20 protein-coding genes are annotated in these 17,259 nt (G+C 65.0%); 14 read left to right on the forward strand and 6 right to left on the reverse strand.

Annotated features, from left to right (window positions below; genetic code table 11):
• Positions 1-5 precede the first annotated feature (5 nt).
• The 8 genes from NNX37_RS10590 to NNX37_RS10625 all read left to right on the forward strand — a co-directional run bounded on the left by NNX37_RS10590 (position 6) and on the right by NNX37_RS10625 (position 7,980).
• Positions 6-2,033 carry a GAP1-N2 domain-containing protein gene (locus NNX37_RS10590; RefSeq protein WP_255792584.1) on the forward strand — a complete coding sequence of 676 codons (2,028 nt, stop codon included), beginning with the start codon at positions 6-8 and terminating at the stop codon, positions 2,031-2,033.
• A gap of 2 nt (positions 2,034-2,035) precedes the next feature.
• Positions 2,036-3,739, forward strand: coding sequence for a TRAFAC clade GTPase domain-containing protein (locus tag NNX37_RS10595; RefSeq protein WP_255792586.1), 1,704 nt, complete (start codon positions 2,036-2,038; stop codon positions 3,737-3,739).
• Positions 3,736-3,957 carry a hypothetical protein gene (locus tag NNX37_RS10600; RefSeq protein WP_255792589.1) on the forward strand — a complete coding sequence of 74 codons (222 nt, stop codon included), beginning with the start codon at positions 3,736-3,738 and terminating at the stop codon, positions 3,955-3,957. The genes NNX37_RS10595 and NNX37_RS10600 overlap by 4 nt, the downstream gene beginning before the upstream one ends.
• 206 nt (positions 3,958-4,163) lie before the next feature.
• Positions 4,164-4,814, forward strand: a complete 651-nt coding sequence (locus NNX37_RS10605) for a nuclease-related domain-containing protein (protein ID WP_255792591.1) — start codon at positions 4,164-4,166, stop codon at positions 4,812-4,814.
• A gap of 94 nt (positions 4,815-4,908) precedes the next feature.
• Positions 4,909-5,088, forward strand: coding sequence for a hypothetical protein (locus tag NNX37_RS10610; RefSeq protein WP_255792593.1), 180 nt, complete (start codon positions 4,909-4,911; stop codon positions 5,086-5,088).
• A 227-nt stretch (positions 5,089-5,315) separates the two neighbouring features.
• A complete protein-coding gene (locus NNX37_RS10615; protein WP_255792840.1) occupies positions 5,316-5,939 on the forward strand; it encodes a DUF3000 domain-containing protein in 624 nt (207 codons plus the stop codon).
• An 87-nt stretch (positions 5,940-6,026) separates the two neighbouring features.
• Positions 6,027-7,364 carry an HRDC domain-containing protein gene (locus NNX37_RS10620; protein ID WP_255792595.1) on the forward strand — a complete coding sequence of 446 codons (1,338 nt, stop codon included), beginning with the start codon at positions 6,027-6,029 and terminating at the stop codon, positions 7,362-7,364.
• Between the two features lie 58 nt (positions 7,365-7,422).
• Positions 7,423-7,980 (forward strand): hypothetical protein, encoded by a 558-nt coding sequence (locus tag NNX37_RS10625; protein ID WP_255792596.1) that lies wholly within the window; start codon positions 7,423-7,425, stop codon positions 7,978-7,980.
• Here NNX37_RS10625 and NNX37_RS10630 read toward each other — a convergent pair.
• Positions 7,970-8,482 (reverse strand): GNAT family N-acetyltransferase, encoded by a 513-nt coding sequence (locus tag NNX37_RS10630; RefSeq protein ID WP_255792598.1) that lies wholly within the window; start codon positions 8,480-8,482, stop codon positions 7,970-7,972. The genes NNX37_RS10625 and NNX37_RS10630 overlap by 11 nt on opposite strands.
• A 61-nt stretch (positions 8,483-8,543) precedes the next feature.
• On the opposite strand from NNX37_RS10630, the gene NNX37_RS10635 reads away from it, so the two are divergent.
• Together NNX37_RS10635 and NNX37_RS10640 are read left to right on the forward strand one after the other, a co-directional pair.
• Positions 8,544-8,969: an SRPBCC domain-containing protein gene (locus NNX37_RS10635; RefSeq protein WP_255792599.1), complete on the forward strand. Its 426-nt coding sequence runs from the start codon at positions 8,544-8,546 to the stop codon at positions 8,967-8,969.
• 56 nt (positions 8,970-9,025) lie between these two features.
• Entirely contained in the window at positions 9,026-9,565 is a 540-nt protein-coding gene (locus tag NNX37_RS10640) for a GNAT family N-acetyltransferase (RefSeq protein ID WP_255792600.1), read from the forward strand.
• Here NNX37_RS10640 and NNX37_RS10645 read toward each other — a convergent pair.
• Positions 9,562-10,062, reverse strand: coding sequence for a DinB family protein (locus NNX37_RS10645; protein ID WP_255792601.1), 501 nt, complete (start codon positions 10,060-10,062; stop codon positions 9,562-9,564). The genes NNX37_RS10640 and NNX37_RS10645 overlap by 4 nt on opposite strands.
• Before the next feature lie 89 nt (positions 10,063-10,151).
• Between NNX37_RS10645 and NNX37_RS10650 the strand changes: the two genes are divergently transcribed.
• Positions 10,152-10,574 carry a GNAT family N-acetyltransferase gene (locus NNX37_RS10650; protein WP_255792602.1) on the forward strand — a complete coding sequence of 141 codons (423 nt, stop codon included), beginning with the start codon at positions 10,152-10,154 and terminating at the stop codon, positions 10,572-10,574.
• A 136-nt stretch (positions 10,575-10,710) separates the two neighbouring features.
• Complete coding sequence (locus tag NNX37_RS10655) at positions 10,711-10,953, forward strand: hypothetical protein (protein WP_255792603.1); 243 nt, start codon at positions 10,711-10,713, stop codon at positions 10,951-10,953.
• Between the two features lie 134 nt (positions 10,954-11,087).
• Here NNX37_RS10655 and NNX37_RS10660 read toward each other — a convergent pair whose 3' ends face one another.
• Both NNX37_RS10660 and NNX37_RS10665 read right to left on the reverse strand, forming a co-directional pair.
• The gene (locus tag NNX37_RS10660; RefSeq protein ID WP_255792605.1) at positions 11,088-11,357 is read right to left on the reverse strand and encodes a GlsB/YeaQ/YmgE family stress response membrane protein; all 270 of its coding nucleotides are present in this window, start codon (positions 11,355-11,357) and stop codon (positions 11,088-11,090) included.
• A 152-nt stretch (positions 11,358-11,509) separates the two neighbouring features.
• Positions 11,510-13,231, reverse strand: a complete 1,722-nt coding sequence (locus NNX37_RS10665) for a bifunctional metallophosphatase/5'-nucleotidase (protein ID WP_255792607.1) — start codon at positions 13,229-13,231, stop codon at positions 11,510-11,512.
• Positions 13,232-13,516: 285 nt separating this feature from the next.
• Here NNX37_RS10665 and NNX37_RS10670 point away from each other — a divergent pair, with 285 nt between their 5' ends.
• On the forward strand, positions 13,517-15,325 hold the full coding sequence (locus NNX37_RS10670; RefSeq protein WP_255792610.1) for an immune inhibitor A domain-containing protein: 1,809 nt from the start codon (positions 13,517-13,519) through the stop codon (positions 15,323-15,325).
• A 225-nt stretch (positions 15,326-15,550) separates the two neighbouring features.
• Here the strand turns inward: NNX37_RS10670 and NNX37_RS10675 are convergent, their stop codons facing one another.
• Together NNX37_RS10675 and NNX37_RS10680 are read right to left on the reverse strand one after the other, a co-directional pair.
• Positions 15,551-16,075: a GNAT family N-acetyltransferase gene (locus NNX37_RS10675; protein ID WP_255792612.1), complete on the reverse strand. Its 525-nt coding sequence runs from the start codon at positions 16,073-16,075 to the stop codon at positions 15,551-15,553.
• Positions 16,076-16,084: 9 nt separating this feature from the next.
• Positions 16,085-16,633, reverse strand: coding sequence for a GNAT family N-acetyltransferase (locus NNX37_RS10680; protein ID WP_255792614.1), 549 nt, complete (start codon positions 16,631-16,633; stop codon positions 16,085-16,087).
• Positions 16,634-16,792: 159 nt separating this feature from the next.
• Between NNX37_RS10680 and NNX37_RS10685 the strand changes: the two genes are divergently transcribed.
• Complete coding sequence (locus tag NNX37_RS10685; protein WP_255792616.1) at positions 16,793-17,242, forward strand: PGPGW domain-containing protein; 450 nt, start codon at positions 16,793-16,795, stop codon at positions 17,240-17,242.
• Positions 17,243-17,259 lie beyond the last annotated feature (17 nt).

The following is a 17,259-nucleotide window of genomic DNA, read 5'->3' on the forward strand; positions in this document are numbered from 1 at the left end:
TCGCGGTGGCATTCGAGAGCAGCATCTATACCGATGTCCGGGCCGGTGAAGCAGTTGACGGCGTTGACGGCTTCAATTTCCAGTCCGTTTCGCCGGGCATCGACGGAGCCGATCAAAAGGCCATCCGTGAGCTTATGCTTCACCAGATAAGCACCCAGTGGCCGATGGAACGGGAGGACCGCGATCATCCGCCGTCAGCAGCATTTATGCAGCGGGACGGACGGTTCTACTTCTCGCGGGGCCTTTCCACCGGCACCACGGAAAACGGCCGCCGTGGAAACCAGCTGACCCAGGCCGTGGTGACAAAGTCAGCGGAGGACATCCGCCCTTACCGCCCGGCACAGATCCTGGCGGCCGTGAACTGGAACCTGGAAAAGGCGGACAGCACCACCTGCGAGCCATGGTTCGCACCCCTTGAACTGAGCAGCGGTTTTGAAGCCGATGTCCTGCTTTCCTGGCTGCGCAGCGATACCTGGGTGCAGCAGGTCCTGCCGGAGTTCCTCACCATGCTTGAAAGTGCCACAGGCGAGAGCCCTCAAAAGGTCATCCTCATCCATGATGACCTGCAGGTTGTTCTGCGGTGGATGGCACTGGGGACACTTCTGCTGGATGCCCAGGCAGCCGACCGCCTGGAACTTCGGGCATTCGTCACGGATCCGTACCAGACCAGTGCCGGACTCGTGGGTATGCACCCGGATCTGATGCGGGGGCCGGTTTCAGGGGCTCACACGATCAACATTCTGGAACGGACCATCTCCGGGATTGACCCTTCCGACTCAGCCAGGCTGGTGCTGGACTGGGCGCTGAGGCTGGAAACGTTCGATGCCCTCGAGGTCATCGACATCGCCCAGCGGTGGATGCCGGCCATCGGTGTCCGGTACGGCGCGGCAGGTGCCGAAGTAGTCACAGGCACGCGCACGGCCCGCGTAGGGCGTGAGGAATGGGACCTCGGGGTGTCAATCATCGAGGGGCTCGCCAGCAACGGGCTGCGCAGCGACCTGGAACTCTACCTCGACGAGTTGGCGGAAGCCGTCTCCTCCTACCAGCTCCAGAGCGCGGAGGACTTCGCCCGGGCGGCCCGGGCCACCCGCTTTGCCGCAGAGTCGGGGATCCCCGGACTGGCTGAAGCGCTCCTTGCCCCCACGTTCGAATCACTTGCCGCCGCACCTGAGTTCTCCTTGACATGGGTGCAGGAGATCAACCCCGACGGCGCATGGGTGTGGCCTCAGCTGGATGCACCGGAGTCCCTCGTGGAAAACCTTACCCAGGTCATCAGGGAGGCTCCGGCGCCGGCCCTCAGCCCGCTGCTGGTCCTGGTTCAGCCACTGACCGGACTGCTGCCCGCCGACAAACTTGTACCCGCGATTGACCGGGCGGCCGCGTATCTGCGGCGAAACAGCCGCAGCATGCGTGAACTCGATGGCTGGTACGGCGCTCCGCGCGCCCGGACCACACTGCGCGAGCAGCTGGTGAACGAAATCGATGCCGTTGATTCCGCGTCGGTGAGCGCTGCGTTCGAGGAGCTGCGTGCCGGAACATGGGACTCCCTGGACCCCACGGATGAACCGCTTACGGGCGCTTCCCTGCGCTTCCTGCCCTGGCTCGACGCGGCCCGGGTGGCCCGGGCGGCCGTGGACAAACGCGAAGCTCTCCTGCGCACCGCAGGGATGCGACCGGGCCCGGAGTCCTGGCGGCGTGTCCTCTCCGCCGACACACAGCTGCCAAAGGACGCGGATTTGTGGGCGGCGTGGGTCGAGACCGTCGGCGCCAGCAGCAACATGCAGCAGTACATCAAAGCGCAGGTGGAGGGGATACTGCGGCAGGAGCCCAAGGAGGCAAACGCCAGGGAGACCAGGCGCTGGCTACCCCTCGTCGAAACCCTGTCCGCCAAGTATCCCCGGGACTCTGAACTCGAAACAGCCGTCGCGGATCTGGACGCATTCATTGAGTCGATTCCATCCCTCAAGGAACGTGCGTCGGACGCCGGCAGCAAGGTCAAGGGCATGTTCACCCGCCGCAGCAAGGAAGAGTAAGCATGCCCTACGTCATTGCCGTCATCGTCGTCCTGATCATCCTGTTCTACGTAGTTTGGATTGCCAGCATCTATGCCATGAGGGTTCTCGGATTTCTCATTGCCTGCATCGTTATTGTTACTGCCTTCACCTTCATTGCCGGACTGATCTGGGGTGTTGTCCTTCCGCTGCGGGTACTCCGCGGCCACGCTGCTGAGACCGCGAAAGTCGCGACACCCCAGAGCGTCAGAGACGGGAAAATCTTCAAGGGAGCCCCGAAGGGGGCCGCCAAAGAATTCGGCTGGGACCATGCCTGGCCCCTGTATGTGCCCTATCAATTACGCTTTGACGCCGCTGCTGTCCGCCGTGAGGCAAAGTACCTCGCTACTGCCGTACATGACGTGTCCACGGTATGGTGGCCCACCTCCGGCAAAGTCCTGATGAAGGCGTTTCTGGGCGCAACCCGGTTCCTGATCCTGAGGATTCCGGCATACGGGTTCATTCTGGGTTTGTTCAGCGGGATTCTCCTCTGGATGACCATCGTGGCGCTTATCCAGGCCCTGGTTGTAGGTGCGCAGTGGATTACCACGCGGTTGCTGCGGATCCGCGAGAGCCGGCATATGAAAAAGCATTCCGCCACCGTTAAATGCACGAGATGCTACCGGGAAACCAATATGCCAAGCTATCGCTGCCCCAATCCGGAGTGCCCGCGTATCCACCGCGATGTAAACCCCGGTCCGCTGGGCGTCCGTTCGAGGATCTGCGAATGTGAGGCAAAAATTCCGCTCACCGTAGCCGCTGCGTCCCGGGTCCTCACGGCGCACTGCCCCTTCTGCGAAGCGGAACTTCCCCAGGGCGCCGGGTCGCGCCGCGTTGTTGTTGCACCCGTCTTTGGGTCGGTGGGGTCCGGTAAGACCCAGTTCCTCGCGACCACAGCCGTTTCGCTCCGGTCCATGAGCGAGGACGAAGGCACCCCGACTAAACTAACTGCGCTGACGCCGGCGGCAGAGCAGTTCCTGGCCAGCTCAGTCGAGGAAACGTCCGCTGGCAGCGCACCCCTAAAAACCCAGCACCATGACCGCCCGGAGGGGTACCCCTTCCTGATCACCGGGCACGGCTCCGACGTCGAACTCCACCTCATGGACGCCGCCGGCGAGAACTTCGTCCACTCCGGCAGTTCCGAGTCCCTTGGCTACCTGGACCTCAGTACCTCGCTGCTGTTCCTCCTGGATCCGCTGACCATCCCCGAAGTCCGCGAGCAGCTGGGGCCGTCCGGAGTTGCCGTGCAGGTTGCCCAGGGCCGCGCCAGCGATGCCTATGCCAGCGTCGTCGACCGGCTGCGGGACAGCGGTGAAGACCTCAGGAAAAAGAAGCTTGCAGTGGTCGTGACGAAGGCCGACGTTGTAGCGCAGATTTTCGCCTCGGAACCATTGCCGAATGACAGCGCAGGCGTTCGAGCGTGGCTCTACTCCCACGGAGGTGACAACCTTGTTCGGCGGATTGAAGCGGACTTCCAGGAGGTTGGCTACTTCGCCGTGGATTCAACCCCGGGCACGCCCCTTGATTCCCCTGCCCATCCGCTGCGGGTCGTCGACTGGGCGCTCATCAACGGCGGAGCCGGTTCGTTATCCGCCGGTTCCGGGAGCCCTGCAGCAGGGGCCGTCGACAGCGAGACCTCCGGGCATAACGCACCGGAAGAACACAGCAAGGAGGCGGCACGCTCGTGACCGAACGAAAAACCGTATCAAAGGGCCAGCCCGTCCGCTATTGGGTCTTCCGGAATGTGGTCTCAACACTCCAAGTCCTGGTGGTTGCGGCGCTGTTCAGCGCCGTGACGCTCTGGCTGCTGGCCGACAACAACGGCAAGGACCTGTGGAGCGGGTACCTGGACTTTTCCCGGGGAGTGTCGGACTGGGCGCAGGGTCTGAGGCTGCCATGGGAGTAAAGCTCCGCGTTCTCCTCAAGCTGTGGTCGATGGGTAAGCCGGCCGCATCGAAAGCCGGAAACCGTTCCGCGTCGCCGTCGAACGCCCGCCGTCCCGATATACCCCGTACGGGAACGAAAGCCGGAACGCCCCGGCGGCAGTATGAGCCTGCGAAACCGGCACCCGAGATGGGCGTCATCCGCGCCAGGCCCTCTGCCAAAGGGCAGATGACCGGTTTCGAACCAGCCAAGCTGCGCTCGTACCACGCCCCCGTCTCCCTTCGGGCACATGGGCTGGCAGGCCTGGGCCTTTTCGACTCGGGCTTTGACAGCAGCAACATCTACAACGGGCAGCGCGGCGAGGTGGGTTTTTACAAGGCCCTGTGCCTGGAGGACCTCATTGACGACTGCTCGTCCTACTGGTCTGTGGCAATGCCCGGCGACGACGGCGTTGCACGTCCGGACTCGAAGTTCCAGACTGACGTCGACTGCATAGTCGTACAAGGCAAAACCATGTACCTCATCGACTTGAAGTACTACGCATCCGGCGATGTCACCTGGCACACCCGCGACGGGCAATGGCTTCTTTGCCGGGACAACGCGACCGGGGAACAAGTCGGTAAACCGCGGCACATGTCCCGGAACATGGCCATGGCCCAGGACCGTTTCCAGCGGATTTTCCCCGGGCTGCAGATCAAGAGCTACGTTGTGCTGATTCCCACCCAGGACGGTCTGGGGAACATTGCCTCCGGGACAGCTTGGCCCGGGGAGGTGGAACTGATTAATCTGCCCCGGATGCTGGCCATTATCCGGGCCGGCGGCGCGGGGTTTGCCGAGGACAGCACCCAGCAGAAACTCCTCGCCCTCCTCAAAGACTGAGCAGGCAGTGAATCCGGCGGGATCGTTTCCCGCCGGCCTGCCGTCTTTCCCCTTTTCCACCAGCTTTTACCGATAGGAAGGCGAGACCGCCGCCATGAATGATCTGCTGAACGCGCTCGGAAGCATTGTCGCGCTGCTTGGAGGTTTCGCCGCCATGTGGTGGGTGACCACGCCCAAACGCTTCCCCGGCCGGAGGCACACCCGCGGACTTGTGGCAGTAGTTTTCTTCGGGGTGTCCATCATGCTCTATGCCTTTGCAGGGAACTTCGAATGAGCACACGCCCGTCGCAGGACGTCCAACCGCCGAGTGTTGCCCCGCATCGGGGGTACTGCCGCCGCGCATGTCCTGCTATACCGAGAGGAACGCTTCGGTCTTCCGTCCCCCTGTAGGCCGCGGTCCGGCGGGATCCGGCGCGGAAGCGGCAGGTAACGAAACGGCCACAGCGGCGAGCCTGCTCCACCCCGGTGTTCTGCAGGCCATAGTCTGCGGAGGTGAGTGCAATAGGTGACCTGTCCCAGGTGCCCCCGGATTTCCTGACTGCCCTCGGCGCCCTGCGCCGGGCGGCCTGCCGGGCCGAGTTGAAGCTGGAAGAGATCCCGGCGCCCACCCGGCTGGCTCCCTACGCAGTTTCCCTCGGTGCGGAGGTGCTGACTCCCGGACCCGTCGGGCCCGGCAGCCTGCACGACCCGGGCGTCCCGCTGGTCCCCGACCAGCTGGAGCTGGCCACCGGCCGCTTCATCCTTCTCCACGATCCCGCCGGTTCGCCCGTGTGGAACGGGACGTTCCGCATTGTCACGTACATCCGCGCTGAGCTGGAACCGGACATGGGCAACGACCAGCTCCTCGGATCGGTGGCCTGGACCTGGCTGGTGGAGGCACTGGAGCAGCACGGCGCGCGCTATTCCATGGCAGGCGGCACCGCCACCCGTGTGCTCTCGGAAAGCTACGGAACGCTGGAGCGCCGGGATGATTCAATCGACATCGAGCTCCGGGCTTCCTGGACCCCGGCCGACGCTGACGTTCAGTCCCATTTGGAAGCATGGTCGGACATGGTGTGTACCTTCGCCGGCCTGCCGCCGCTGCCGTATGGTGTCACTCCCCTTCCCGGCCGGCGCAGGAGCTAGCCGCTGCCGGACGGGCCGCCCGCCCGCCGCTGACCACTGTCCGGCGCTGTCCGCGGCCGCTGTCTTCCTCGGTAGAATGGAATCCTTATGACCGCGCACATACCCGGCAAGACCGAAAACCAGTCCAGCACCACACCTGCCGAAGCCGGGGAACTGCCCGATCCGCAGCCGATACCGGTCCTGGAGACTCCCCGGGACGGTGTGCCGCTGGTCATTGACTCCCCCCGCGGCCTGGAACGTGCCGCCGCCGCGCTGGCCGCCGGCACCGGGCCCGCTGCCGTCGACGCTGAACGCGCCTCCGGGTTCCGCTACGGCCAGCGTGCCATGCTGGTCCAGATCCGGCGCGAAGGTGCGGGCACGTGGCTGATTGACCCCGAGGCCTTCGATGACCTGCGGATCATCAACGAGGCCCTGAGCGGCGTTGAATGGATCCTGCACGCCGCCACCCAGGACCTGCCCTGCCTGTCGGCGCTGGGTATGTGGCCCGACAAGCTCTTCGACACCGAACTTGCCGCCCGCCTCGCCGGCTTCCCGCGCGTAGGCCTGGCCGCCGTCATCGAAAGCCTGCTCGGCTTCTCGCTGGCCAAGGAACATTCGGCTGCCGACTGGTCCACCCGCCCGCTGCCCGAACCATGGCTGCGCTACGCCGCGCTCGACGTCGAAGTCCTCACCGAGCTGCGCGTGGAACTGATCCGGGTGCTTGAGGAAGCCGGGAAGCTGGAACTGGCGGAGGAGGAATTCGAAGCCATCCGTACCGCGCCGCCGGCACCTCCGCGGGTGGACCCGTGGCGCCGTACCTCCGGGATGCACCAGCTTCGGGACCGCCGCCAGTTGGCCGCCGTCCGCGAACTCTGGACCGAACGCGAGCACCTGGCTGAACTGCGGGACACTGCACCCGGCCGCCTGATTCCGGATTCGGCCATTGTCGCCGCCGCCCGGGCCATGCCCACCACGGTTCCGCAGCTGCTCAAGACCCCAGGCTTCCACGGCCGGGCCGCGCAGAAGGAGGCGCCGCGCTGGCTGCGCTGCATTTCCGCGGCGCGCTCCACTGCGGATCTTCCTCCGCTGCACATTCCGACCCATGCCCCGCCGCCTCCGCGCGTCTGGGCCAAGAATGATCCGGCAGCTGCCGCCCGCCTGCAGACCGCCAAGCCGCGGCTGACCGCTCTGGCGGAGAAGCTGAACCTGCCCCTGGAGAACCTGCTCACGCCGGATCATCTGCGGCGGGTTGCCTGGCGTCCGCCGACGGAAATCAATCTGGACACCGTCAGCGCCGCGCTGCGCGGGCTGGGTGCCCGGGAGTGGCAGATCCGGGAAACCGCCGCGGTCCTGACCGTGGCCTTCCTCGATCCTGATCCGCTGGAGGACAAGCCGGCAGAAGACAAAGCCGGCGGGGAGCAACCTTCCCGGGGCCGGCGCCGCTAACCGGGCAGGGCCGCAGCCACTCATTGACAGCAGGCCGGCGGCCTGCTGGGATCGGCCCGTGCCCAGTCGAAATGCTTTCCTTACCTTCGCAGTCCACGGGCTGGTTTTTGCCGTGCTGTTCGGAGCTTTCGTGGAACCAGGCCTCCCGTTCCTGACGGAAAGGTACTGGTTCATTCCGTTGCAGTTCCTGGTTCTCGTGCTGGCGATCCGTGCCGGCACCCGGCGGTCGAAGGCACGTTTCCGGGAACGCTGCGAGTTCGCCTGCCTGCTTCGGGAAGTACCGGGCGGAGGCGCCGGCCTCTCCGGCCGCTGGAAAAGCGCCGCGGTCATCCCCTATCAGCATCGATTGAGCATCACAGGTCATGCGGCGGACCGGCCACCGGCCTCCCACCTGACGTGGGATGAACCGATCGAGGAGGGCCTGGTGCAGTTGGAGAATCCGGTCGAGGTGTCCCGGCGTGATCCTTCCCTGCCGGAGGTGTTCCGGTTCGGGTTCGCATACCCGGTTGCGCGGTACTCCGCCGACGGAGCGGTAGTGGAAATAGCTGCACCGTCTAGGTACCTGGATGCTGCCCGTGCCGTCGTGCACGGGACGGTACCGGCGGCTAGTCCGTAGCTGCCGGCTGCCCCAGGTCCAGGTCCAGGTCCAGGTCCAGGTCAAGGTCAAGCACCAGCGCATCTGCGGTCTCCCCGCGCGGATCGATTCCGAATCCCAGCCGGCGATACGCCCGCAGGGCTACCGTGTTCCCTTTGGCGACCCGCAGCCCTGCGGTCCCGGCACCCCCGGCGCGCGCCCGTTCCAGGACCAGCCGCATCAGCTGCTGCGAAAGGCCCCGACCGCGGAGCAGCGGATCAATGATGACCCGGGCAATATGCGCGTGTCCGCCCCGCAGGCAAAGTTCCGCGTGTCCCAGCACCTGCCCGGAACCAGGCGCGGCATACATCACCCAAGCGGTAAGTCCGGGCACGGCCGCCAGTTCCGCGAATTGGCCCCTCGTCGGCGGCCATGCCATCCGCGGGCCGGTAAACATCAAAAGGGCGGCTTCGTCGGGAATCCAGCTGATCACGGTGTCGATGTCGGACTCACAGCGCCTGCGGAGGTATGGCAGTTCGGACATGCATGCATTATCGTCCGCTACGGCACCTCGAAGTGCCGTCCTTCCGGAAAGAGGGTTCGCTATGAACGAAACACCGTCCACGGTGTACCGCACGCACATTGCCGCTTCCCCGGCCCGTCTCTGGGCGGAGCTGACGGCCGTTGATGTCCCCCGGCCCTGGATGTGGGACTCCGTCCTGGCCGGCTCAGTGACCGAAGGCAGTTCCTATGCTTTCCGCATCGCCGGTGAGGACCAGATCACCGGAACGGTCCTGGCGGTTGAAGCGCCGGTACGCCTGGCCCTCACCTTCAACCCGCAGTGGGATGGAACGGTGGCCCGCGAAGCTCCCGGGGTCCTTGAATACTCCTTGGAGCAGGCCGGAGACGGATGCGACCTCACCGTCAGTATCAGCGGGCTGCACGGGGCATCCGCCATTTCGGTGGACCACGACACGCCGGGTATCTATGCGGGCCTGAAGACTCTCCTGGAATCATTTCCGGTGGCCTGATGCGCGGAGGCAGAGAGGGGGTTGGGGCGGCTGCACAGTGAATGCAACAATGACGCATGCCTCTTCCGACGCCCACCCCGGACACGCTCCAGGCGGGGAGGTTCACCCTCCACATCCTGACGGCAGCGGACTGGCGCCTGGAGCAGGCTCTGTCGAGGGACGACGACGTCATCCGCTGGACGCTGTTCCCGCCGGACCTCAGTGACGACCGCGCCCGTTACCGCATGAACCGTGCGGCGGAAGCACGCGGCGAGAGCCTCCTGGCCCGGTACTCGCTGCGTGAGGGCGAAGAGGTCTTGGGGACAGCGGGAATCTCCTCCACCAGGGACGGCACGCCGGAACTCATGTACGCACTGTTACCCTCCGGGCGCGGCCGCGGGGCCGCCACTGCCGCGACGCGCGGACTCAGCGACTGGGCCTTAGGCAGCGGTTTTCCCGAGGTCGCGCTGCGCACCATTTACGGGAACAGCCTGAGCGAGGCCGTTGCCCGGCGCGCCGGTTTCCATCCCCTGCGGACTGAACGCCAGCGCCAGCGCGGTGCGCTGGTAAAGATGCTTTACTGGACCCGGTCCGCCGGACACGGCCTGCCGGTCTAGTCTCCGGTGGAGCCGTCCAGCAGCTCACGCAGAATATCCAGGTGGCCGCAGTGCCTGCCGGTTTCCTCAATCATGTGCACCAGCACCCAGCGGACGCTCTGTCTTCCGTTGCCGCCCCGGCAGCGGTCCTCCAGATCGTACCGCGCCAGCACGTCGCGGGACCGGCGGCAGGCAGCATCATAATCGGCCAGCAGCCGGACCAGGCTGTCTGACTCGGAAACTCGGAACTCGCCGTCCGGGTCCTCTTCTGACCACCGAGTCCGCACTCCCGGCTGCCCGTCTATCCGGCCCTGAAACCAGAACTGCTCGACGTCGGTCAAGTGCTGAACGAGTCCGGAGACCGTTGTCAGTGAGGGCAGCAGCTGCTTGGCGCCGTCGGCGTTGCTGAGTCCTGCCGCCTTCAGGTGCACCGTGGCCCGGAAGTAGTCCAGGAAACCGGTCAGGGTCTCCCGTTCTCCGGCCGCCTCGGGCGGCTCTACACGAGTGTCTGTCTGCATGCGGCTAATCTAACCGGCCTCGTCCGGGAATCCGCGGCACGGCACGCACGCCATCGGGGCGCCCTGACGCAGCGGCCCGTTTAGGCTGGGTGATCGAATATTCCTACGCCGCTGCCGGCGAATTTTCCGTCTCCGACGTCGTCGACCTCTACTCGTCTGTGGGCTGGACCGCCTACACCGATGACCCGAAGACACTGCTGCAGGCGCTGTCAGGTTCTTCGACGGTCGCGGTGGCGCGCGAAGAAGGGCGGCTGATTGGACTGGCACGGGTTATTTCCGATGGCCACACCATCTGCTGCCTGCAGGACATCCTGGTTCATCCCCGGTTCCAGCGGTTGGACATCGGCGGGGCGCTGGTATCTGCGGTGCTGCGGCCCTATCCCGCCGTGCGCCAGAAGGTGCTGCTCACGGATGACGAATCCGGACAAAAGGCATTCTACGAGGCGCTCGGGTTCACCCAGTCGACGGCGTTTCTCGCCGGGCCGATGAACGCCTTCGTCCGGTTCGACTAGCCCGCCGGAGCGGCGGCAGCGGCTTGCCGCGGGGTCAGCCCGCAGGGGCGGGAAGCCGTGTTTGCTTTCGCCGTGGAAGGCGCTATCGTAGATGCTGGTTCAGACGCGGGCCTTGGTTTCCTCTGTAAGGACACATATGCCCCCGCGCCCCATTATCTCCGTGGATGTCTTCCCGGATTTCTCCGCCATGACGGACAGTACCCTTGAGTCCCTGTGCGATCAGGTGTTCACCCAGCTTGAAGACGGCCCCATCGTTGAAGGGCTCTTCGCGTTCTACCTTTCCATCCAGACGGAAATTGAAGATCGGCAGTCCGCTCCCGCCTCTCCGCTGACCGCTTCGGCAGCGCCCGAGCAGAGCACGGCCCCCATCCCCGCCTGAACTGAAGCGCGGCCCGGAGGACCACCGGGACATGCGGCAGTCCCCGCAGGTAAACGGTCTCCGACACAAAGCGTCCCGGCACCCATCGCGTACTACGCGTCGGGTGCCGGGACGGCTTAGTTAGTGGTGCCGGGCTAGCGGCGTACCTGGTTGCCCTTGCCTCGGCCTGCAACAGCCTCGGCAACGCCGATCAGCAGGACCGCGGCGATGACGGCCACGATGAATCCAAGGAAGTTGAGCTCCCAAATGTTGCCGGTGCCCAGCAGGCTGGCAATGGATCCGCCGATAACGGAACCGACGAGGCCCAGCAGCAGAGTCGCCACCATCCCCAGGTTCTGGCGGCCCGGCTTGATCAACCGCGCGAGGGCTCCGATGATTAGCCCTGCAATGATGAATCCGATCATGGTCCTGGTCCCTTCGTAGCAGTGCATACAACGGGAGCGGGGAACTCCCGCAAATCCGTTCTGCCATCAATCCTAGACAAGACCCGCCGGATTTCCTAAGCGTACTGTCTATTTCGGTCCGGGGCGGCCGGGATAACCCCGCCCTTCAGCGGCTATTCGAAGACAGGCACGCCGCTGCGTACCAGGCGCCAGTTGTTCTCGGCGAAGTCCGCCGGATCCACCGCCCCCTGGGCCACTACGTAGTCAATGAGCAGCTGGCGGATTTCCGTCTGCTGGTTGACCAGCACCGGCGCACTCGAGATGTGTGGGAAGTTGCCGCCGCCGGACTGCCGGTAGTTGTTGGTTGCCACGGCAAACCGCTGGGCCGGATCCACCGGAGCACCGTTGAAGCTCAGGTTGACGATGCGCTCCCCCACCGGGCGGCTGATGTCGATGTCATAGTCCACGCCGGACATCATGTCGTAGTTGTAGTCGGGGGTGCCGTTGGCGTTGGTCAGCGTGGCCGGATCCACCGGAGCACCGGGGGCGGTCTGGGTGAAGTACTTCGCCGAGTACTCCAGGTACTCCTTCACCTGCGCACCAGTCATTTCCACGCCGAAGAGGGTGTTCGGGAAAACGTACAGTTCGGCCAGATCGCGGATGGTTACCGGACCGGCGGGGATTTCTGCAGTGCGGCTAAAGGGTGCCACCAGCGAGAGCACCGGCAGGTCGGCGTTGGGACCGCCGTCGAGCGCCCGGTCCACGGCAGAGGCCTGGACGTAATTCACGAAGTCCATGACGGCGGTGTCACGGTACCGGGACTCCTCTGCGGGCATTGACTCGGTGGCGGTGCCGACCGGGGTATTGACGTAATCGATGACCCGCTGGTGCTGTTCGGCAACCAGTTTGGAGACCACAGGGTCCGCCTCAACGGTGTTCGCATTCAACAGCAATGCCGACGCCGACGTCACGTCCCACTGGCCGCGGGTCTTGGTCAGTTCAAAGTCCATGACGGACAGGCGCATGCCCCAGTTCAACGGCTCGGTCAGCAGGACCTGCTCGCCGGTGGTTTTGTTGGTCACGAAGCGTTCCGGGATTTCCTGGTGGGCGTGCCCCACCAGGATGGCGTCGATGCCGGGCACGGTTTCCGCCAGCTGGGTGGAGGCGTTCTCCAAGGGCAGCTCGTCCCCGTAGGAGGAGGTTCCCGAGGTGCCGGAGTGCGAACTGACCACCACGACGTCGGCGCCGCGGGCCTTCATTTCCGGCACATACTTCTGTGCCTGCTCCACGATGCCGGGGAATTCGAGCTTCCCGTCAACATTGTTCTTGTCCCAGATGGCTACGCCGGGATTGGTGAGGCCCAGGATTCCCACCTTTACGGGTTTGTTGCCCTTGGTCTTGACGGTCTTGATGATGTACGGGGTAAAGGCCGGCTTGTCCGTTGCGGAGTCCACCGCGTTGGCCCCGAGCAGCGGGAAGTTCAGCTGGGACTCGAATTTGCGCAGCATTTCGAGGCCGTAGTTGAATTCGTGGTTACCCAGCGCAGCGGCGTCGTAGTCCATGGAATTCATGGCCGCGGCCATGGGATGGATTTCCCCTGTTTCGGTAATCGGCTCCGTGTTGGCGAAGTAATCGGTCAGGGACGTGCCCTGAATGGTGTCGCCGGCGTCGATCAGCATGGTGGACTCCGGTCCCCGGTCGGCCCGTACCGAATCCACCAGGGTGGAGATCTTCGCCAATCCCACATCGTTGTGCGCGGCGTCGTCATATTCGGCGTCGTTGAAATAGTCCCAGTTCTCGACATAGCCGTGCATGTCCGAGGTTCCCATAACCGTGACGCTGGTTTTCTGGTCCTTGCCGGCATGCTCCGGCGGCGCGGCCGCTGCGGGTGTCATCGACACGAGTGTAACTGCCACGGCTGCGGTGACTGCGGTGGCAGCACCCCGGCGTCGGGCGGATGAATGCATCAATTACAACAACTCCTCATAGTGCGGAAAATGTGACCTTAGGCACCCTTACAGGGTAAGGGACCATTTCGGAAGACCCCGGCGTTCTTTCGCTTCCGCTTTTCGTAACAAAGAAAAAAGGACCGACATGCCGCGTGTCACAGCCGACCGGAAAATGTAGCGTAATGCCACCTCACTCACACTCTGCACTAAGGGGAAACTTTGAAAATTGACATGAGACACCGGAGTTTCCGGTGCGCATTGGTGCTGGCCATCGGCAGCGCCGTTGTCCTCTCCCCGGTGGCGGCCGTTGCCGCCCCCGCCAAGCCTGCGCCGGCACCCAGCGGGTTCTCCGGCGCACCGGGGCCGGACGGGAAAGCCGTCAAATCCGACGACCGTTCGGATCCGGCAGCCGATGAACGCCGCCAGCTGAACCAGCAGGCCGTAGAGAAAGTTGTCCGGGGTGAAGCGCCCGTGCAGGCCCGCGGCGGTTCCAAGTCCGTGCAGGTGGCACCGGGCCAGTGGGCCGAGTACGGGCTGGAGGACAGCGACCAGATCCTGTCCTTCCTCATCGACTTCGGCGACCAGGTGGATCCGCGGTTCCCGGCCGCGCCTGCCGGGCCGCAGCACAATGAGATCCCCCAGCCCAACCGCGCCACGGACAACTCAACGTACTGGGAGCCCGAGTTTGACCGGCAGCACTACCTGGACATGTTCTTCGATCCGCAGGAAGAGTCGTTGAAGACCCTGTATGAGGAAATGTCCAGCGGCCGCTATACGGTTGACGGCGATGTCAGCGACTGGGTCACGGTCCCCTACAACTCCGCCAGCTACGGAGAAACCGAGAGCCAGGAGGACATGACCCGCTTCGTACAGGACGCTGCCGACGCCTGGTACGAGGCGCAGATCACGGCTGGCAAGAGCCCTGCCGAGATCGATGCCTATCTGGCCGGCTTCGACCAGTGGGACCGCTACGACTACAACAACAACGGCAACTTCGATGAACCCGACGGCTACATCGACCATTTCCAGGCCATCCATGCAGGCGAGGGTGAGGAGGCCGGCGCTCCGACGTCGACCATCTGGGCCCACCGCTGGGCAGTAGGCCAGGCCGGCGCCGGCACGCAGGGACCCGCGACCAACCCGTTCGGCGGCATCCGGATCGGCGATTCGAAGGTCTGGATCCGCGACTACACCACGGAACCGGAAAACGGCGGCCTCGGCGTCTTCGCACACGAGTACGCCCATGACCTCGGACTTCCGGATCTCTACGACACCAGCGGCGGCGAAAACAGCACCGGATTCTGGACACTCATGAGCTCCGGTTCCTGGCTCGGCCACGGCAACGGAACAATCGGCACCACACCGAACCACATGGGGGCCTGGGAAAAGCTGCAGCTCGGCTGGCTGGACTACGACACGGCGACAGCCGGGACAAAGTCCACCCACAAGCTCGGCCCGTCCTTCCACGCAACCAAGAAACAGCAGGCTCTGGTGGTCACCCTGCCCCGGGATGCTGCCGGAAACGGCCGTTACTACATCGCCGAAAACCGGCAGTATGTGGGCTATGACGACACGTTGCGGACCGGCCCGTACAACTTCGGCTGGGGGGTCAACGCCCCGGACCGGGTGGAGCATTACCCGTACCAGGACGGCCTGCTGATCACGTACTGGAATGCAGGACAGCGGAACAACAACACCCGCCAGCACCCGGGTTCCGGCCTCGTCCTCCCGGTTGACTCGCATCCGCAGACCCTGAGGTTCTCCGACGGCAGCATTGCCCGTAACCGCATCCAGAGTTTCGATGCAACGTTCGGCAAGGAGGCCACGGATCCGGTCCTGCTGCACAGGGAAACCGCCACCGGGATGACCACGCTGAGCGCACCGTCCCGCCCCGGCGTGCCGGTGTTCGATGACACCAATCCGAATGCCTACTACGATCCCGCGAACCCGCAGGCGAGCGTGGTGGTGGCCGGAACGGGCACGAAGATAACCGTGGTGAACAGTAATCCGAAGGGCATGATGACGGTGCGGGTGAACTAGTTCGCCCTTTGCTGGCACCGGCGGCTTGGGCCGCCTGGGTCGCCTGCGGGGCCTGGCTCCGGCGGCAACGAAATTCCAAAGCTCGCAGAGCTCGCTTGGAATATTAAAGCCGCCTCCGCCAGGCCCCTACGGCTAATCCGGCAGCGTCACCGCACAAAAGACAAACGGCAGGCCAGGGACTACTTCCCCGGCCTGCCGTTTCGTTGGTGCTTCGTCGTTTGGCCGCTAGATCGTTGGCGGGGCGGAGTCTTCCCAGGATTCTTCGCCGTCGGCGTCGAGACGGCCGGTTGGGGTAAGGCCGAGATTGCGGGCCACAGCAGCGGAGGGAAGGTTTTCCGGATGGATGGATGCCGTGATGCGGACCGGTGGGTGCCGGCGGCGGAGCCAGGCGACCATGGCGCGGGCGGCCTCGGTGGCAGCACCCCGGCCCTGGAAAGCCTCGCCCACCACCCACGCCACGTCCGACGTCGGGCCCTCGAGCTCCAGGGTCGCCTGGACGAAGCCGATGCTCCGGCCCTCTTCGCGGATAATCCAGTTCAGCCAGACCTCTCGTCTGTCCGCTGATGTTCCGACTGTTTGGGCCGCGTACCGGGCGGCCAGGATCTCCGCCGTCGGTGCCTGTCCGCCGATATACCGATAGAGGGCGGTGCCGGCCAGGACCTGCACCATTTCCGCCGCATGGTGTACACCCAAGGGTTCAAGCGTCAGCCGATCCGTGGTGATCAGCCCGGCACGAAGGGTACCCGTCATCGCCGGAACCTAGAGAATCCGCTGGAAGAGCAGATGGTCCTGCCACTCCCCCGCAATTCGAAGATAGTCCGGCGCCATACCGATCCGCTCGAATCCGGAGCGGGCCAGGACTTTCTGCGACGCAGGGTTGTCCAGCAGGGTCGCCGCCTGGATCCGATGCAGTCCGAGCTGGCTGCGGGCCAGCTCGACGACGGCTGCTACCGCGGCGGTGCCGATCCCTTGTCCGGCGTAGTCACTGCCCACCCAGTAGCCCAGATTGGCCGACTGAAAGGGGCCCTGCACTATTCCGGTCAGGGTGATGGTGCCGGCGATCCGTTCGTCCTGGACCAGGACCCAGGGGACCTCGGTACCCGCTGCGTGCTGCACCAGCTTTGCCCGGAGGACTGCGCGCTGGCCTGCCGGGGTATAGAACGTGTCCTCCCGGAGCGGCTCCCAGGGCGCCAGGTAGCTCCGGTTCCGCTGGTAGGCGGCGGCGAGCGCTTCGGCGTCGGACAGGTCTGCCACCCGAAGCCGGATGCCGTGCAGCAACTGTGTGTCGGGGAAAGGTTCGCTAAGCACACCCGAAGCCTACCTGCCGTGTCCCGGGTCACTGGGTAAGCCACATCCAGCCGCGCCGCCTCAGGACGTCCAGCCGCAGCGGCGGGCAGTCCGGCGATCCGCGGACCGTTGCGGGCGGCCACGCGGCCAACTCGCAGGTTGGTGTGGCAAGGTGACCCAATGAACAGGACCGAACGGATTCCAGCATGGCTGCGCCGCACCGGCATCGAGGTGGCCGGCTGGTCCCTGGTTGTCCTGGGCGTCGCCGCACTGGTACTCCCCGGACCGGGACTGCTCATGGTGGTTGCCGGGTTGGCGGTGCTGTCGCTCCGCTACGCCTGGGCCCACCGCTGGCTGCACCCCGTGAAGGCCCGCGCCTTCCGTGCTGCGGCGCTGGGTGTGCAGACCACCCCGCGGATTGTGGGCTCGGTCGTAGGCGGGCTGGCAGTGATAGCCGCCGGCGTGCTCTGGGGTCTCTGGCGGCGGGTGCCGCACTGGTGGCCCCTGCAGGATTCCTGGTGGCTGCCGGGCGGCTGGATCACAGGTACAACGCTGATCGCGTCGGGCTGCATCGGCCTTGCCCTGATTGCCTACAGCTACGTGCGCTTCCGGCATTCCAGCCGACGCTGAGACGCTTCGGAAGCGCC

The organism is Arthrobacter zhaoxinii, from assembly GCF_024385505.1.
GTDB lineage: Bacteria > Actinomycetota > Actinomycetes > Actinomycetales > Micrococcaceae > Arthrobacter_B > Arthrobacter_B zhaoxinii.

What these genes read in the sequence shown, in the direction of transcription:
- NNX37_RS10660 (WP_255792605.1), bottom strand. Translation starts at nt 11,357, where the DNA reads ATGATCGGATTCATCATTGCAGGGCTAATCATCGGAGCCCTCGCGCGG.
- NNX37_RS10635 (WP_255792599.1), top strand. Translation starts at nt 8,544, where the DNA reads ATGAACGAAACACCGTCCACGGTGTACCGCACGCACATTGCCGCTTCC.
- NNX37_RS10675 (WP_255792612.1), bottom strand. Translation starts at nt 16,075, where the DNA reads ATGACGGGTACCCTTCGTGCCGGGCTGATCACCACGGATCGGCTGACG.
- NNX37_RS10630 (WP_255792598.1), bottom strand. Translation starts at nt 8,482, where the DNA reads ATGTCCGAACTGCCATACCTCCGCAGGCGCTGTGAGTCCGACATCGAC.
- NNX37_RS10685 (WP_255792616.1), top strand. Translation starts at nt 16,793, where the DNA reads ATGAACAGGACCGAACGGATTCCAGCATGGCTGCGCCGCACCGGCATC.
- NNX37_RS10670 (WP_255792610.1), top strand. Translation starts at nt 13,517, where the DNA reads ATGAGACACCGGAGTTTCCGGTGCGCATTGGTGCTGGCCATCGGCAGC.
- NNX37_RS10595 (WP_255792586.1), top strand. Translation starts at nt 2,036, where the DNA reads ATGCCCTACGTCATTGCCGTCATCGTCGTCCTGATCATCCTGTTCTAC.
- NNX37_RS10620 (WP_255792595.1), top strand. Translation starts at nt 6,027, where the DNA reads ATGACCGCGCACATACCCGGCAAGACCGAAAACCAGTCCAGCACCACA.
- NNX37_RS10605 (WP_255792591.1), top strand. Translation starts at nt 4,164, where the DNA reads ATGACCGGTTTCGAACCAGCCAAGCTGCGCTCGTACCACGCCCCCGTC.
- NNX37_RS10640 (WP_255792600.1), top strand. Translation starts at nt 9,026, where the DNA reads ATGCCTCTTCCGACGCCCACCCCGGACACGCTCCAGGCGGGGAGGTTC.
- NNX37_RS10655 (WP_255792603.1), top strand. Translation starts at nt 10,711, where the DNA reads ATGCCCCCGCGCCCCATTATCTCCGTGGATGTCTTCCCGGATTTCTCC.
- NNX37_RS10645 (WP_255792601.1), bottom strand. Translation starts at nt 10,062, where the DNA reads ATGCAGACAGACACTCGTGTAGAGCCGCCCGAGGCGGCCGGAGAACGG.
- NNX37_RS10665 (WP_255792607.1), bottom strand. Translation starts at nt 13,231, where the DNA reads ATGACACCCGCAGCGGCCGCGCCGCCGGAGCATGCCGGCAAGGACCAG.
- NNX37_RS10610 (WP_255792593.1), top strand. Translation starts at nt 4,909, where the DNA reads ATGAATGATCTGCTGAACGCGCTCGGAAGCATTGTCGCGCTGCTTGGA.